Source organism: Anabaena subtropica FACHB-260, from assembly GCF_014697105.1.
Taxonomy (GTDB): Bacteria; Cyanobacteriota; Cyanobacteriia; order Cyanobacteriales; family Nostocaceae; genus Trichormus; species Trichormus subtropicus.
In genome coordinates this window covers 41,773-57,937 of sequence record NZ_JACJRF010000035.1, presented here as the reverse complement: position 1 = coordinate 57,937, position 16,165 = coordinate 41,773, and the positions used below count along the sequence as shown (strand labels likewise).

The window sequence follows — 16,165 nt, the reverse complement described above, 5'->3', positions numbered from 1 at the left end:
GTTCTTCTTCGCTCTCTGCGATTTCAATCTTAAAAGTGCGGCTCATGGTTATTTTAATTTATCGAGTTTGTTTCCTCTATTATATGCACCTTCATATTAAACTGGTATTAGAAATATTAGATTCTCCCACAACATTATCAGGAGAAGATATATTACCAGGGCTAACTTTAAGTCTACAAATAGTTTGGTAAAGCAATAATAACTATTCACTGATGAATAGGAATCTCAATCACAAATTCCGCTCCTTGTCCAGGTGTTGATTTACAAGATAATTTTCCATTGTGTCTATCCACAACAATTTGATAACTAATAGATAAGCCTAGTCCAGTTCCCTTACCCACAGATTTAGTAGTAAAAAATGGGTCAAATAGTTTTGATAATATTGCTGGGGGAATTCCAACACCATTATCTGCAATAATAATACGTATCCAGTTACTATTAACAGCTTCAGTCTGAATAGAAATTGAGGGTGTAGCAACTGACAGATTACCACTGACCAATGACTCTTCCAAAGCATCAATAGCATTACTTATAAGATTCATAAATACCTGATTTAATTGACCAGGATAGCAATCAATTAATGGTAAATTACTATAATCTTTTACTATCACAATTTCTGGATGATCTGATTTAGCTTTCAGACGATTGTGTAAAATCATCAAAGTACTATCAATACCTTCATGAATATCTACTTGCTTAAATTCAGCTTCATCAAGGCGAGAAAAATTGCGGAGTGATAGGACAATTTCCCGAATGCGTTGGGTTCCTACCCGCATAGACTGAAGGAGTTTAACCAAGTCTTCCTTCAGGAAATCGAGGTCAATATCTATAATAGCTTCTTGAATTTCTTCTGGTGGATAGGGAAAATGGAGTTGATAAAGTTCCACTAGCCGTAATAAATCTTGAGCATATTCACTAGCTGGAATCAGATTACCATGAATAAAGTTAACTGGATTATTGATTTCATGGGCAACACCTGCAACCATATTCCCAATAGAAGACATTTTCTCGCTATGGATAAGTTGAGTTTGGGTACGTTGCAATTCACGCAGAGTATGTTCTAAGTTTTCGGCTTGTTGTTGCAACTGAATTTCAGCGTATTTACGCTGTGTAATATCTAAAGTTGTGCCTACCAGACGATAAATTCTACCTTCACTGTTTTTCAAGGGTGTGATTTTGGTCAGCCACCAAGTTTCTTGATTATGGAAAGTTAAACACTCTTCATAGGAAATACTAGTACCAGCTTCTACACAGTTTTTATATCGTTGACGAACGGCTGCACCTTTAACACTACCCTGCAAATCTTCAGGAGTTTTACCAATAGCATCAGCTTGACTAATTCCTGTGGATTTTTCTGCTGAGGAGTTCCAACCAGCAAAACGAAACTCAAAGTTCTCTAAAACATCAACCACAAAGATAATTTGATCAACACCATCATAAATATTACGTAAAAACTGCTCTTGTTCTTGTAGCAAGGCTTCTACTTGTTTGCGTTCTCGAATATCACGAGTAACTGTTGCCAAACACAAAGGCTTACCAGTTTCTGAACTCTTGACAGTAAACATATTAAAATCTACTGGTATTGCTTCGTGAGTCTGATAGTTGCGAAAATGATATTCACCTTGCCACAAACCAAGTTCATTAACAATAGGCAAGATTCGTTGCTGTATATCCTCTCTATCTTCTGGTAAAATAAAATCAGTAATATGTAGTGTTTTGGCAGTTTCTAAACTATCAATATCAACTAATTTAAGTCCAGCTTCATTAACAAATAAAGGTTTTCCTGCTAAGGTGGAAAAACCAATAAAATCACTGCTATTTTCAACCAAAGAGACGAACATTTGCCGTTCTTGTTCAGCCTGTTTGCGTTCTGTAATATCCGTTGCTGTCACTACGAGTTGAGAAATACACGAATTGCTATCACCAAGAGGTGTAACATTGATCAGCCACCAAGTTTCTTTGTCATTAGCTAAAAAACTATCCTCAAAGAATAGGCTTTTTTTGGATTGGATACATTCCCTATACCGTTGGCAATAAAAGTCTACCATTTGGGGTGGTAGTGCTTCTGCTGTTGTTTTTCCTATGAAATTTTCAAGAGGTATGGGGCTAATTCGGAGCATGGCGGGATTGAATTTAACGTAACGAAACTCAGTACCATCATCCACAACATCTAAGACAAAAATACAGTAATCTACACCTTCCCAAATACCTTGTAAAAACTGTGCTTGCTGTTGGAGTTGTTGCTCTGCTTTTTTGTGTTCGCTTATATCAAGTAGATAGCCATACCAGGCAATTTCTCCTTCCCTGAGGCTTTCTGTTCTGGAGGCTGCTTTGACCCATTTTTGCTGCCCGTATTGAGTTATAAGTCGCCACTCATATTCAAAGTTTTGCAGAGTTTGGGCAGAGTGAGCGATCGCCTCTCGTACCCCCATCACATCCGCAGGATGAATATCTGCAAAGATGAGTGCAGCATCATTTTGTAAATCTTGGGGTTTTCGTTCCATCAGTTCTCGACACCCAGAAGAAACATAAGGGAAAAACATTGTGCCATCGGGTTTGAGGCGAAATTCATAAAGCATCCCTGGCATATTATCAGTTAGTCGCTGCAACCGTGCTTCTGTCTGCTGCAAAGCTGCTGTACGTTCCTCAACTCTGGCTTCTAACTCTTCATTTAATCTTTGAAGTTCTGCTTCTGTTTGCTTACGCTCAGTAACATCTATCATGACTCCACAAAAGATTATTTCTCCAGTTTGAGTCCTTGTAGGAGTTGAGTCTCCTTGCCACCAGCGAATTTCACCGTTAGACTTCACCAAACGTCCCTCATAGTGCCAAGGAGTAGAATTTTCTACTGCTTCCACTACTGAAGCAATGTAGCTGTCCCAATCGTCTGGATGGACAAGCGCAAAAAAACAACTTAAATCTGTCATCATTTCTGCGGGAGTGACACCTGCCAGTTGCCAGATAAAATCACTGATATAGTCTACTTGCCAGTTACCGTTGCAATTTGTGAACTGGAAGATGACACCAGGCATATTTGCTGCAATATCTCTTAAACGCCTTTCACTATTGACTAGAGCCATTTCTGCCTGTTTGCGTGCAGTAATTACCTCAGAGAAAATAGCTAAACCACCCACCTCACCTGATTCTTCATACCAAGGATTTATTTCCCATTTCACCCAGTCGATGGTACCATCGCTACGAACGAGAGTGTCTTCTTCGCATTTTTCCCTAGTTCCCGCCAAACAACGCTGATAAATTGTTTGCCAACCTAAAGAACTCTCTGGACAAACATCATCATGTGAACAACCAATAATATTCTCATCAACTAAGTTATAGTCCTCACGCCAGCGACGGCTAGCCAGCAAGTAACGCATCTGGTGGTCGAATATAGCGATCGCCGCAGGCGTATATTCAATATATAAATCTGATTTTAAAGTCGTTGCCACTGCCTGACGCAGTTCTATCAGTTCTTGTTGAAGAGAATCATAAGTATTTTTATGTATAGTAATGAGATGGTCAGTCATAGGTATACTATTTACCAAGGATTTGAAGTTAACTTCAGTATCTATTCTGCCCAATCTCAATGCCGCAATATCAATATTGCACATACATTTTGGCAAAATAAATTTAACTCAGTAATTCACCCAATTGATGTTGTACTAATAAACTTTTAAGTGTGGCGTTTTCAGCTTTGAGAGCTAGATTTTCAGCTTCTAATTCATTGATTCTTTCTTTCATTGCCTCCTTTGTCGTACCTTGTTTGTGAATAACTACCTCTTTATAAATCGCTAAATTAGTGTCCTCATTCATCCATCTTTGATAAGTTTTAGTATGCTCTTGGACAGTATGTCCCATATAATCCGCCATAGTCTTTATAGGCATTCGTAAACGATGACCACGTATAGCATAGGCATGACGTAAATCATAGGGTCTAAAGCCTATTTCTGCATTTCTAAATCTGGTTTGCAGCTTTGCTGTTTTATTGTTCAACTTACCTTCGTTATAAGGCAGGCGAATATTTTTCAACTTAAATAAATCTACCCAATGAGGATACAGTGGTGGAATACCACAACTCCGTTCACCAGTTTTAGTCCCTTCTGTCAAACTAGGATTTAAACTTACTAAATGAAAAGTATTACTAGGATTAATAAAAGCTTCGATATCTACCGCAAATAATTCATGAGGTCTTAAACCATAGGTAGCCAACATTCCATAAACCCATTGCCATTGTTCTGGTTGTGTAGTGTTATCTTTGCTAGTGTAGGTTGATAAAGGCATACCAATCTTATCGAAACCTTGGACAATTTCCTCATCTGAAGGAACCTTACGGATAGTTGGATGAGGCTTAGGAGTCGCATAAGCATAAATTGTTTTAAAATCATCAATTCCACAAAACTCGCAGAACTTCTTTAATTGCCATACCATAAAAAACCTAGCCGATGTATTAGGCTTAGTCTTTTCTAAAGCTATTTCTAATGCTTTGGCAGATATTGGTAAATCTTGAGGCAGTTTTTTTAGATGTCTCATGTAATGAGTTTCCCATGTCCGAATCCCTCGTCTATTTGACTCATGAGTTTTCCAAAAATCATGCTCATATTCTTGAATTAATTCACTAATCAATTTTCCCGAAGTTTTTTCAATTGATAATTCTATTTTTTGTGCCTGTTTACCTAGTAATTCTGGTGTCCATTGAAATTGTTTCGTAATTAACAATAAATCTAATTCTCGTGCTTTCAAAACAGCCATTTTTACGCCAGAATCATTAGCCGTAAAGCCGCAAGAAATAGTATATTGTTTGTTAGGACTACCCTTTTTACCAACATCACCAGGTCTACACGGAAAAGTACCTTGTAGACCTATAGTTTTAGAGCTAGTCAGTTTAAGTTTAATTTTAACCCTATCTAAATTTAATGCCGTGTTAGCCTGCTGAATCGCGTATTTAATGCGGAGATATTCCCGTTCCATTTTGGCTTGTTCATCGGCTTGTTTAGCCTTCCATTGCTTCCATTTAGAAGGCTCCCATTCCTCGATTGGTGTACCGTCCCATTGTGATTTATGTGGGACAAAATTATTTGATTCTTTCTGAGACATAGAGGCTAGAAATGAGGGGTTAGGGGTTAGAGACTAGTTTCGCAAGGCGGAAGTTAAAATAACCTAAGGCTATATTTGCGCCAACAAAATTCAAACTGCAAAATTAATATAGCGTAAGCGTTGCGTCAATTTGAAATGGCTGGGTTTAGCCAATGACAGTAAAAAAGTGAAGCTTAATTGGTTTTATACGGAATTGATACCAGCAATACTGAAGTTAAGAGAAAGATATACAAGCAATATTATGAAAATGAACAATAGATATTTTTTACCATTTATGGTTGTAGCGATCGCCAGCCTCAGCAGTTGTAGTTCTAAGCCTACCAGTACAACTAATACAATATCTCCAACCCCAGCCCCAAGCATGGCTCAACTGCGAGCGAAACCCAATAACACCAAATCTCAAGCTGTATCGGGTAAAACAGTAAATGTTACTTTATATACTAGCGATATTCAATGCCAAGAACTTGTACCGCAAAATGTCGCCGTACCAGCAACCGAACCTGTAACCAATGCTGTAGGTAAAATTATACAAGGACAAGACACAGCTGACTTTAGCTTATCTGGTTATCGCATCAGAGTCAAAAATGGGGTTGCTACAGTTGATTTAAGACTCTCACCACAGTCAAAACGACAATTCGTCTCCTTATCTAGTTGTGAACAATTTGCCCTGTTTGGTAGTCTCCGTAAAACCTTAACCAGTAATACCCAATGGAAGATTAAAGAAGTTCGCTTCACCGAAAAAGGCGAAGATATTGTGCTTTAGCCATTAGTCATTAGTTTTCTCCTCCTGCTCTCCTGCTTCTTTCCCTATTCTCGAAAGCCACTGCTCAACCAGTTCCGTCACAATATCGCTCATTTGACGCTCTTGAAAGGCTGCTGCTGCTTTAAGTTGTCGATGTAATTGCTTTGGTAAATAGATAGTTGTACGGGTATAAGCTGGGTCAGTGCTTTTGCTTTGGGAACTGAGTTTGTCTTCCGTTGACTGTGGCTGATCTCGTTGTTGACGACTGCGAGCAGCATCAATTAAATCATCAAAGCGGCTGGTTTTTTTCTTATTATCCAAGGAACTCCACTCAATTAAGAATTACGAATTAGTTTAATATTTCCTTACCAACCTCGGCGTAACATCGCCAAGCAATTTGGGCGTAAGGGTCTTTGACCGCATTAACTGGAATACCTTCTAAAGCAGCACGTTGAAACACAGCTAAGCGGCGAATTCCTGATTTGAATACGGGTAGTTCTGCATTTAAGAGAGTTGTTCTTGCTTCCTCTCCTGCTTTATTAGGATTTGGGGGAATGATAGTAAGTAAAATTTTATACTTACTTTTATTTTTTTTCAGCAGATCAACCATGTGCAACGTAGCAGCTAAAGCGATCGCATCTGGAGTTGTTGGTATTACTAACAAATCACATCCTTTCGCTAGAGTTTTGAGTTCTTCCGCATCTGGACGGGCTGGTGTATCGATGACTATATGTTCATAAAGTTTTGCCAGATTAACTCCCTGCTGTTCATCAGCTACTTTAAAGGGCAAACAGCCCCGATTTGACCAATCTAAAGCACTGCGGTTTAAATCGCCATCTACTAACAGTGTGTCAGCTTTTTTCTGGAGGTAAGTAGCTAGGTGCAGTGCAGTCGTAGATTTACCGACACCGCCTTTGAAGGCCGCTACAGTAATAATCATTTTTCTTACATACGCAAATCATCCCAAGATTGTACTCCATATCTAAACATCTGGACATTTTATTTAAATTTAAATGTTTAAGCATTTATAAATTCAAACATTTAAATGTTAAGTATATCAATATTTTAAGTACGTATTATTCGATAGTTGATATTAAGTAAACAAAATATCACTGCATTACAAAAGTAGTAGTGTGTAAATCTGAGAATTCTTCCATCCTTGGCAGCTTCTTGGTACAACCAGAGCCAGAACCTACTATTACTTACCAAAAACAGGCTCAACAGCAGTACCAGAGAGACATCCTGCTATGCTATTTGGATTAGGCGATCGCTTTTACTTTCAGTACAAAATTTGGGTATTAATTGAGTGAGGACTCAAGGTGAAAAGTCATTTGTTATGAGTTAGCCTGATCATCCTTGTATCCTCATTCGTACCTTCTACTTAACAGTCTTAAACCACTCAGTTACCCCTTCAGCCAAAACCTTGGCTAACTTTTTCTGCTCTTGGGGATTGGTCACCCATTCAAATTCATTGGGATTGCTCATAAAACCCAACTCTAATAATACCGAGGGTGCTGCGGCTGGGCGTGTCAGTGCAAGGTTATTCCAAAATACACCGTAGGAAGGTCTACGGAGTTTATTTACTAAATAATTGTGCATAAACACGGCGAGGTTATGAGCTTGGGGATGATACCAAAACATACCCACACCCTGAGTATTTTCCGCATCACCAGCATCGGGGAGAGCGTTGTAATGGATGGAAAGTGCGATCGCTGGATTTTCTCGATTGATAATTGCTTGACGCTCTACCAGTGAGACATCGCGATCATCGTCCCTAGTCATCACCACATTTGCCCCTAATTTGAGCAATTTATCGCGCAATAACTTAGATACCACCAAATTTACGTCTTTTTCTGGATATCCAGTAGGCCCAACTGCACCAGATTCTTTGCCACCGTGACCAGGATCGAGTAAAATCTTGATACCAGAAAGCGGCTTTTGCCTATTTTGCTTGACAACAGGCGCATGGCGTAAAGCTAAAACCAGGGTTGTACCGTCGTATCTCAGCTTATATCCCCACTGTTGAGCTTTTTTGAGGTTAAAGGTGTATTTTACCTCTCCTGATGCCATCTGCTGCCAATCTAGACGAGAAATTAAAGGGTCATCATCCAAGCGAATAATATCTGTTTGGGCAGTGGTGTTGTGGAGTGTGAGGGTGAAAGTTTTTTCTCCTTGCTGCACACTCACAGGTACAGGAGTTTGCAGAGGGAAAAGCATTTCTGTTGCACCAAGAACTCTTCGATATCCGACACTGCGAATAATTGTGCGTGGCGGAACGGCTCCTGGAAGAATGCGGGTTTCCTGACTATTAAGCCAAGCGCCATAGTCTAGGCGCAACCATTCACCTTCTTTTCCTGTGACAGTAGCTCGTGTTCCCTTAGGCAGTGGTGTAAGTCGAGAAAAATCGGTACTAGGGCCAGTCCGGGCAACTCCTGCGTCTGCTACCACCTCAGCTACAGGTAACTGCGCGGGTGAGAGGATTGTAATTTTGCCATTCCCTGGTTGATTTATCGTCTTACCGTTCAACGTCAGTTGAAATTGAGGTTGTCCCAAATCAGCTGCGGCTGTTACTGTTGTGCAACCCTCATACTTTCCTGGGATAGACTGGGTAGTGGGTTGGTTTTGCCCAGTGAGAGCAGACAAATTACTTGGTAGTCTTACCTGTTTTTGTTGAGGCAGAAGTGCCACAGTTTGATTTGCCAGTTTCACCGAGACATTGGCGTTAGGAGGTGCAACAGCACTAAAACAAATTAGTTCTCCTGGTAGTCTGGCGATATCGGCGGTTGGTGTGAGAGAACCTTTAGCAAAAGCTAAACCTTGTGGTATCTCTGGCTGAGTACTCAGCCTTGTGACCTTAATCTGAAGCTCTTGATTTTGGTGACGTACTGTAAAGATATTCTCTCCTAACTGTAGGGGAAAACTTGGTGCAAAATGACCAGAGCGACTACGGTTAATTGGCTTACCATTGATGAGAACTTGTCCATTTACTGGTGCTGTACCAATAAAAAAAATTTTTTCTGCACTAGTCTGGTGGTTTGTCGGCGGATAAACAACTTTCAGAGGTGAGGAAGCCAAGGCAACTGAGGAGGTGACAAGGAAGCTTAATATTACTGGGATGATAACTTTTTTCACAGCAGGATCACAGAAGTATTCACTATGTGACTGTGGCACAATGACGGGATGTGTTTTGGATGGTATTGTTAGCAGTTGATAAAAATTCAAACTACTATGACTAAGTTTATCTTTGTAACTGGAGGTGTCGTTTCCAGTATTGGCAAAGGCATTGTAGCAGCAAGTCTGGGCCGTTTACTCAAATCACGAGATTATTCGGTGTCGATTTTAAAACTCGACCCTTATATTAATATTGATCCGGGTACAATGAGTCCCTTTCAACACGGTGAAGTGTTTGTTACCCAAGATGGCGCAGAAACAGACTTAGACTTGGGGCATTACGAACGCTTTACCGACACTTCGATGTCAAGACTCAACAGCGTTACCACTGGTTCAATTTACCAAGCGGTAATCATGCGTGAGCGTCGTGGTGACTACAATGGTGGCACAGTCCAGGTAATTCCTCATATTACCAATGAAATTAAAGAACGGATTTTGTCGGTTGCTAAGGAAACGAATCCCTCGGTAGTGATTACCGAAATTGGTGGGACGGTGGGTGATATTGAATCACTGCCATTTTTAGAAGCTATTCGCCAGCTACGCAAAGAGGTAGGAAGGCAAAATGTGCTGTATATGCACGTTACCTTATTACCTTACATTGCTTCGGCAGGGGAAATGAAAACTAAGCCGACACAGCATTCAGTAAAAGAACTCAGATCCATTGGCATTCAACCAGATATTTTAGTATGCCGGAGCGATCGCCCCATACCTAGAGGACTAAAGCAAAAGATGTCGGAATTTTGCGATGTTCCTGTAGAGTGCGTGATCACTGCCCAAGATGCCAGAAGTATCTACGAAGTACCCTTAATTTTAGAAGGTGAAGGACTCGCAGAACAAGCCCTAGATTTGTTGCAAATGGAACAACGCCAACCAAATCTAGAAAAATGGCAAGCGATGGTGCAAGGCTTATATAGTCCCAAACACACAGTAGAAATTGCCATTGTTGGTAAATATGTCAGATTAAGTGATGCGTATTTATCTGTAGTAGAAGCATTGCGCCACGCAGCAATTGCTACTCATGGAGATTTACGCTTGCGGTGGGTAAACTCCGAAGATTTGGAAACCCAACCAGCAGAAACCTATCTTGCAGGTGTAGATGGCATAGTTGTGCCAGGGGGATTTGGGACTCGTGGGGTTGATGGCAAAATTGCTGCCATTAAATACGCACGCGATCGCCAAATTCCCTTCTTGGGTTTATGCTTGGGAATGCAATGTTCCGTGATTGAATGGGCGAGAAATCTCGGCGGGTTAAGTGGTGCTAATAGCGCCGAATTTGATTCATCCACTCAATATCCAGTTATTAACCTACTACCAGAACAACAAGATGTAGTAGATTTGGGTGGAACAATGCGCTTAGGCGTGTATTCTTGTCATATAGCCCCGAATACTCTAGCCTCTAAGCTTTATCAAGCAGAAGTAGTTCAAGAACGACATCGCCATCGGTATGAGTTTAACAACGATTACCGTCAGCTATTATTAGATTCAGGTTATGTGATTAGTGGCACATCTCCCGATGGGCGCTTAGTGGAAATTGTGGAATATCCCCAACATCCATTTTTTATCTCTTGCCAGTTTCATCCAGAATTTCAATCGCGTCCCAGTAACCCCCATCCTTTATTTAAAGGTTTTGTGCAAGCTGCGATCGCATTAAATAATCCTACCGCTAATTTCCAGACACCAGTAGAAGTGTCTTAACAATTCAAAATTAGTCTGGGAAAGTTGCTCATCTTGGGCTTTGCCCAAGACCGCACTTTCCGCCAAATTCAAAATAAATTTTTGGATTTTGCATTAACATTTTGTAACATCAACCGAGAACGTCAACAGATTTCATAACATACAGGGTAAGCATCATTCATGAATTTCGGACTTGAGGAGCTGTTGTGGCGTACTGGGTGAAAATTCTATATGAGAGGAAAGAATATGTAATCAATTTTGACCGCGTAAATGCTTTTTGTTACGAAAAGAACGGCAGGGTAACATTTTGGTTGCCCGATAGTGCCATTCCGATTGTGATTAATCCCCAAACCAACTTAGAAGACTATCACAAAATTCTGGAATATCTAGAACAAGTGACAAACGTGGCAGTAGAAAATGCCCATTGGGTAAAAATCATTTACGAAAGAAATGAATATGTAATCAACCTCAATTGTATTAGTTCTTTTTGCCAAGAAACCAATGGCAGAATAACCTTTTGGCTACCCGATGGTACTATCCCCATCATCATCAATCCTGTGAGTAATCCAGAGTCTTATAAAAAAGTTTGGCAATACGTTCAAAAGACTACGGGGTATTCTTTTTCTTAGTCCATAGTCATTAGTTCTTAGTTACGAATTATTTTCTGCCATGCTAATCTTGCCGCGCCTACCATTCCGGCTGAGTTCCCTAATTGTGCTGGGAGGATTTGTAAACCTGCGCGAGATGTTGGCATGACTCGCTGGTTAATCTCTGCCTTGAGAGTTGGTGAGAAAAATTCAAAGCTGGCACTAACACCACCACCAAGGACGATCGCTTCTGGTGTTAAAACGTAAATTAAACTAGCTAAACCTATACCTAAATCCTTACCATATTCTCGCCAAAATGTTAAGGCTTCTGCATCTCCAGCTTGAGCAAGTACACCTAATTGTGCAGGTTCTTTACCAGTACGACGACGAATAGCTTTGATTGAGGTGTGTTGTTCTAAAGAGCCTTGATTACCACTTTGACACATTGGGCCATCGGGTTGGAGTGTAATTAATCCTAGTTCTCCAGCCGCACCTCGTTGTCCGACAAATAATTTGCCATCTAAAAAAATAGCCCCACCGACACCAGTTCCCAAGGTTAACATCATAAAATTTTTGAAGTGGCGACCAGCTCCCAACCATGCTTCCGCGATTCCAGCACAATTGGCATCATTTTCAATCACGGTAGGCTTGCTAGTTTTTGCCTCTAACCAATCAGCCAAAGGCACATTTACCCATTGCGGTAAGTTAATAGCGATTTGGGCAATGCGTCCTGTAGCATCAGCAGGGCCGGGAGTACCCACACCTATAGCTATAGTTTGATTATCTGGGTCAATTTGCGTGATCGCATCCACCATTACCAACAAAACCGCTTCTGGTGTCGCCGGTTGGGGAGTCGCCACAGTCAAAGATTGTAAACAAGTACCATCTTGACTAAATCTCCCCAATTTTATGGCTGTTCCCCCCAAGTCAATGCCAATTACTTGAAAATTCCCCACGTTCAATTCCTCACACCAAGCCACCACAGCAGAAATTATCAGCGTTGACTCTGGGAATTTTAGATTTTAAATTACCAATTTTGGATGAGAAGATAATCTAAAATCTAAAATTGTTTGACTAAGCTGACAATAATTCCCCATTTGGAGTATTTCACAAAAGCATATTAGCTTTTTGGTGTTTCTGAGCCAAAAAATTCTAAGTTATCGTTTTTTTTGTTGGTGACTCTTAAATCTGTAACCATACTGGAATGAAAACTAGATATTTCATGCCAAGCTGTGACTGGCGCACCTCTTAAAATCCCAGCCAACGCCACAGAAAGCATAAACCCACCAGCAGCAGCAGCTATTAAAGAAATGTTATCTTTCACTCTAATCTCTCAGTAATTAATAAGAAAATTGTTGTCAGTTGTCAGTTGTTAGTTGTCAGTTGTTAGTTGTCCATAATCCAATAACCAATGACTATTTCCGATTTTCTCCCCGTAATCGCGGATTGACAAACTCATTCAACCCTTCTCCGAGTAGTGATAACCCTACTACCATCAATGTCATTGCTAAACCAGGGAAAAGTGTAGTCCACCAAATACCTGTTGGTAGTGCTTCTAGGGCTTGTTTTAAATCATGTCCCCATTCTGGTACTTCTTCCGGTAATCCTAGCCCTAAAAAGCCCAAACCGCCTAGTACTAAAATTGCATCGGCTGAGTTGAGAGTGAAAAGTACAGGTACACTTTGAATAACATTGAAAAAGAGATATCGAGAAAGCACAACCCAAGTAGAAGCGCCCATTGCTTGAGCTGCTTCAATAAATACTTCGGTTTTGACACTGACGGTGTGGTTACGCACTACGCGGTAGTATTGAGGAATGTATGCAATACTAATAGCGATCGCTGCATTTAATATCCCCCTTCCTACAACAAACGCCAGTGTTACTGACAGTAGCAATCCTGGCAACGTATAAATACTATCCATTAAAAACAGCAGCGCCTTATCTAACCTACCCCCTAGATAGCCACTCAGCATCCCCAAAGGCACGCCAATTACCATACTCAGCGCTGTAGCCAAAATCACTACTTGCAACGCAGCTTGAGCGCCAAACAATGTGCGAGAGAAAACATCATGCCCCAGACGACTGGTTCCAAACCAATGTTTAGCAGATGGTGCTTCTTGAATCGGGTTAGAAAGAAACTCTTTAGGGTTTTGTAGCCATCCCCAACTTTGAATTACAGGGGCAAAGAATGCCAAGAAGATGAAAAACAGGGTAATAGCTAACCCAATCAGCATTAATTTTTGGGAAAGACTGGGATTTTTGACAAAAAGCCCCAATTTAGGCATTTGACGTTTAGTGATGGTCATGAGCGATCGCCTGCATAGCGCAAGATACGCTGACCATTTTACATATCAAACTAGGGATTGGGGACTGGGCAAAACTATATATTGTGTTTTAAAAGTACTAGCGGCGTAAACTCCGAGGGTCAAGGGCATCTCTTAGCCCATCGCCGAGTAAATTAAAAGCTAACACTGTCAGAATAATTAACACGGCTGGCGGCCAAATTAACCAAGGTTGTAACACTAATATAGAAGCGTTGCTGGCTAGAGATAGCATATTACCCCAAGACGGGTCTGGTTGTTGAATACCTAAACCAATAAGACTGAGTATGGCTTCTGAACCAATAAAGCTAGGAACCGCCAAGGTAGCAGAGATGATGACATAAGTCGCAGTTTGCGGCAAAACGTGGCGCAGAATAATATATATTGGCTTACCACCCATAGCTCTTGCGGCTTGGACAAATTCTCGTTCTTTAATTGACAATACTTGTCCACGAATTACCCTTGCTAAACCAGCCCAGCTAATGACAGAAGTAATTAACACAATTAGCAAAAATCTCTGGCTACTACTTAAACCAGTTGGTAAAACTGCCCCTAAGGTAACTAGGAGATAAATACTGGGGAAAGTCATCAGAACTTCTGCTACACGCATAATGATGCTGTCCGTCCAACCGCCGAAATAACCAGAAATACCACCAATCAGCAAACCAAGGGGAAAGGTAATTGCCACCCCAATAAGGCCGATAAACATACTAATACGTCCACCATGCAACAAACGGCTGAATTGGTCGCGTCCTTGTTCGTCCGTACCTAAAATATTTAGTCTAGCCTCGCCATCTGCGCCAAATAAATGCCAGTTTAAGGGGATACCAGGGATAATAGTAGTCTCTTCCCACTTGGGCGGTAGCGGTAAACTTAGCTGAAATACCCGGTACTCTGGTCCAGAAACAAACAAGCGCACTGGTGAAGGCTGTTTAAAGTCTACAATGAGTTGGCGATCGCCTGTTTCTAAGTCAGTGTTGCCTTGGGTTGTCGGATAAATATGGGGGCCTATAAACTGACCAGATGTTTTTGAAATCCAATAAATTTTCGTTGGTGGTAACAGCGAACTGTTTGGTGGCAAATCACATCGACCACTAGATATATCGGCAGAGTCACAAGGTCGATAGGGGGCGACAAAGTCAGCACCAATCACTGCTACATAGAAAATTATCAGCAGAATTGCCCCAAATCTCGCCAAAGGATTATTCTGAAGTCTTCGCCACCAATTCATAGTTTATTTGCCTTTTGTCAGTTGTGAGCCAGTGCGGTCTTGGGGAGCCAGTCCGTTGCGGTGAATCCAGCCCTATAGGCGGGTTTCCCGCGCCCTGGGGACTGGTTAATCCGGAGGGAGGTTCCCTCCGTTGTACGAACTGGCGTGGTTTCCCCCATGAGCAACTGGCGTTAGCGCAGCGTCTCGTAGAGAGGAACGAGCGTCACCCGTTGGCGCAGCCTCTCGTTCGCGTTAGCGTCTCCGAAGCAGAAGAGAAGGGTAAGTTGTCAGTTGTCAGTCGTCATTGGCTGGTTACTAATGACTAGTGACCAATGACTAATATCTAAGCATGGAGTTGCTCAACTAGGTAGAGATGTTCTTCTTGAGTTTTTTCATGTTCTACGACAAACACATTTGAATAAAGATTAGCCAGAATTTGTTTGCCTTGCTGTGTCAGAGACAAATAGCGCAGTCCATCTTTAATATAGGGATGAACGCCATTCCAGTAAAACTTGGCATAGTTCTTGCGTAAGTCGGCTGGTGTTTCGTAGCCTAAAACTTTATTGATACCAGTTTCCTCAAACTCATAGAATAAAGATGTGATTTTTTTCAAATAACGCGGGTCGCTTAATTGCCCAATCAAATCAGCAGCACGAACTAACCCAGCAAAGTTAGTTGTCTCTTGATGGTCTTCTGCTGTTGGTACAGGAAAACGAGTCCATTCAATATTACTTTTAATTACCTCAGCGTCTATCAGCTTATGTCCGCCAAAACGCTCATCAATAAATAGTTTAGCTCTGTCAACATGATAAGGCGTCAGACTGGCATCAGAAGCCCCAGGGGCTAGAGAAATCATTCTGCCATTACTTCCAGTCGCATATAAACCGGCCTGTTCTTGGTCTTGTCGGCAGACTCCTTTCACATAACCAATATCATGACAGACCAAAGAAATAATAAAGTGCAACCAATCTTCGCTAGAAACTCCACCTTCGCGGATGTGCTTACCGCGTAAAATTTCTTGCCCTACAAGAGTAACTAATATAGAGTGTTCAACATTGTGATAGAGAGCATCACTATTGGCAATGTTTTCCAAAGCCATACTACCAGCCCAAGCGATGATGTCTTGGTAATCATTCTTTAAGCAGCCATAAGTCCGACTGTAACCTTCTCGAATTTGGTTAACAAAAGCATCAATTAAAATTTCTGTGGCGTTGAACATATCAGTTACTCAAGTAGAATGGCAATTCTCACTTTGTTGTTTACAAAAATACATAATCAGGAAAGACCCAATTAGAATGTAAGACAATTCAGATTTATCCTTTTTAACTCAGGTATTGGTGTTGTGCTAACTAGATTTCTGTTTTAGGTG

The 16,165-nt window shown here is 41.0% G+C and carries 13 protein-coding genes and 1 pseudogene; 4 read left to right on the top strand and 10 right to left on the bottom strand.

All coding sequences use genetic code 11. From position 1 onward, the window contains the following. Nucleotides 1-191 (top strand): annotated as a pseudogene (locus tag H6G18_RS24855) (hypothetical protein); the annotation flags it as partial. A 15-nt stretch (nt 192-206) separates the two neighbouring features. Here H6G18_RS24855 and H6G18_RS18175 read toward each other — a convergent pair. Together H6G18_RS18175 and H6G18_RS18170 are read right to left on the bottom strand one after the other, a co-directional pair. Continuing rightward, on the bottom strand, nt 207-3,524 hold the full coding sequence (locus H6G18_RS18175; RefSeq protein ID WP_190408501.1) for a PAS domain-containing sensor histidine kinase: 3,318 nt from the start codon (nt 3,522-3,524) through the stop codon (nt 207-209). A gap of 103 nt (nt 3,525-3,627) precedes the next feature. Further along, entirely contained in the window at nt 3,628-5,091 is a 1,464-nt protein-coding gene (locus tag H6G18_RS18170) for an integrase (RefSeq protein ID WP_190408500.1), read from the bottom strand. Nucleotides 5,092-5,332: 241 nt separating this feature from the next. On the opposite strand from H6G18_RS18170, the gene H6G18_RS18165 reads away from it, so the two are divergent. Next, nucleotides 5,333-5,854 (top strand): GerMN domain-containing protein, encoded by a 522-nt coding sequence (locus tag H6G18_RS18165; RefSeq protein WP_190408499.1) that lies wholly within the window; start codon nt 5,333-5,335, stop codon nt 5,852-5,854. A gap of 3 nt (nt 5,855-5,857) precedes the next feature. Here the strand turns inward: H6G18_RS18165 and H6G18_RS18160 are convergent, their stop codons facing one another. From H6G18_RS18160 to H6G18_RS18150, 3 genes are all read right to left on the bottom strand, one after another. Then, a complete protein-coding gene (locus H6G18_RS18160; protein WP_190408498.1) occupies nt 5,858-6,154 on the bottom strand; it encodes a CopG family transcriptional regulator in 297 nt (98 codons plus the stop codon). A 28-nt stretch (nt 6,155-6,182) separates the two neighbouring features. After that, on the bottom strand, nt 6,183-6,773 hold the full coding sequence (locus tag H6G18_RS18155) for a ParA family protein (RefSeq protein WP_190408497.1): 591 nt from the start codon (nt 6,771-6,773) through the stop codon (nt 6,183-6,185). 437 nt (nt 6,774-7,210) lie between these two features. Further along, nucleotides 7,211-8,965 carry an N-acetylmuramoyl-L-alanine amidase gene (locus tag H6G18_RS18150; protein ID WP_190408496.1) on the bottom strand — a complete coding sequence of 585 codons (1,755 nt, stop codon included), beginning with the start codon at nt 8,963-8,965 and terminating at the stop codon, nt 7,211-7,213. 96 nt (nt 8,966-9,061) lie between these two features. On the opposite strand from H6G18_RS18150, the gene H6G18_RS18145 reads away from it, so the two are divergent. Further along, entirely contained in the window at nt 9,062-10,699 is a 1,638-nt protein-coding gene (locus tag H6G18_RS18145; RefSeq protein WP_190408495.1) for a CTP synthase, read from the top strand. 185 nt (nt 10,700-10,884) lie between these two features. Beyond that, a complete protein-coding gene (locus tag H6G18_RS18140; protein WP_190408494.1) occupies nt 10,885-11,307 on the top strand; it encodes a hypothetical protein in 423 nt (140 codons plus the stop codon). Between the two features lie 17 nt (nt 11,308-11,324). On the opposite strand, the gene H6G18_RS18135 is transcribed toward H6G18_RS18140, so the two are convergent. From H6G18_RS18135 to H6G18_RS18115, 5 genes are all read right to left on the bottom strand, one after another. Next, nucleotides 11,325-12,221, bottom strand: coding sequence for an ROK family protein (locus H6G18_RS18135; RefSeq protein WP_190408493.1), 897 nt, complete (start codon nt 12,219-12,221; stop codon nt 11,325-11,327). Between the two features lie 164 nt (nt 12,222-12,385). Continuing rightward, entirely contained in the window at nt 12,386-12,589 is a 204-nt protein-coding gene (locus H6G18_RS18130) for a hypothetical protein (protein ID WP_190408492.1), read from the bottom strand. Nucleotides 12,590-12,680: 91 nt separating this feature from the next. Beyond that, entirely contained in the window at nt 12,681-13,571 is an 891-nt protein-coding gene (locus H6G18_RS18125; protein WP_190408491.1) for an ABC transporter permease, read from the bottom strand. 97 nt (nt 13,572-13,668) lie between these two features. After that, nucleotides 13,669-14,817, bottom strand: coding sequence for an ABC transporter permease (locus tag H6G18_RS18120; RefSeq protein ID WP_190408490.1), 1,149 nt, complete (start codon nt 14,815-14,817; stop codon nt 13,669-13,671). A 322-nt stretch (nt 14,818-15,139) separates the two neighbouring features. After that, nucleotides 15,140-16,015 carry an Npun_R2479 family HD domain-containing metalloprotein gene (locus tag H6G18_RS18115; protein WP_190408489.1) on the bottom strand — a complete coding sequence of 292 codons (876 nt, stop codon included), beginning with the start codon at nt 16,013-16,015 and terminating at the stop codon, nt 15,140-15,142. Between the last annotated feature and the right edge of the window lie 150 nt (nt 16,016-16,165).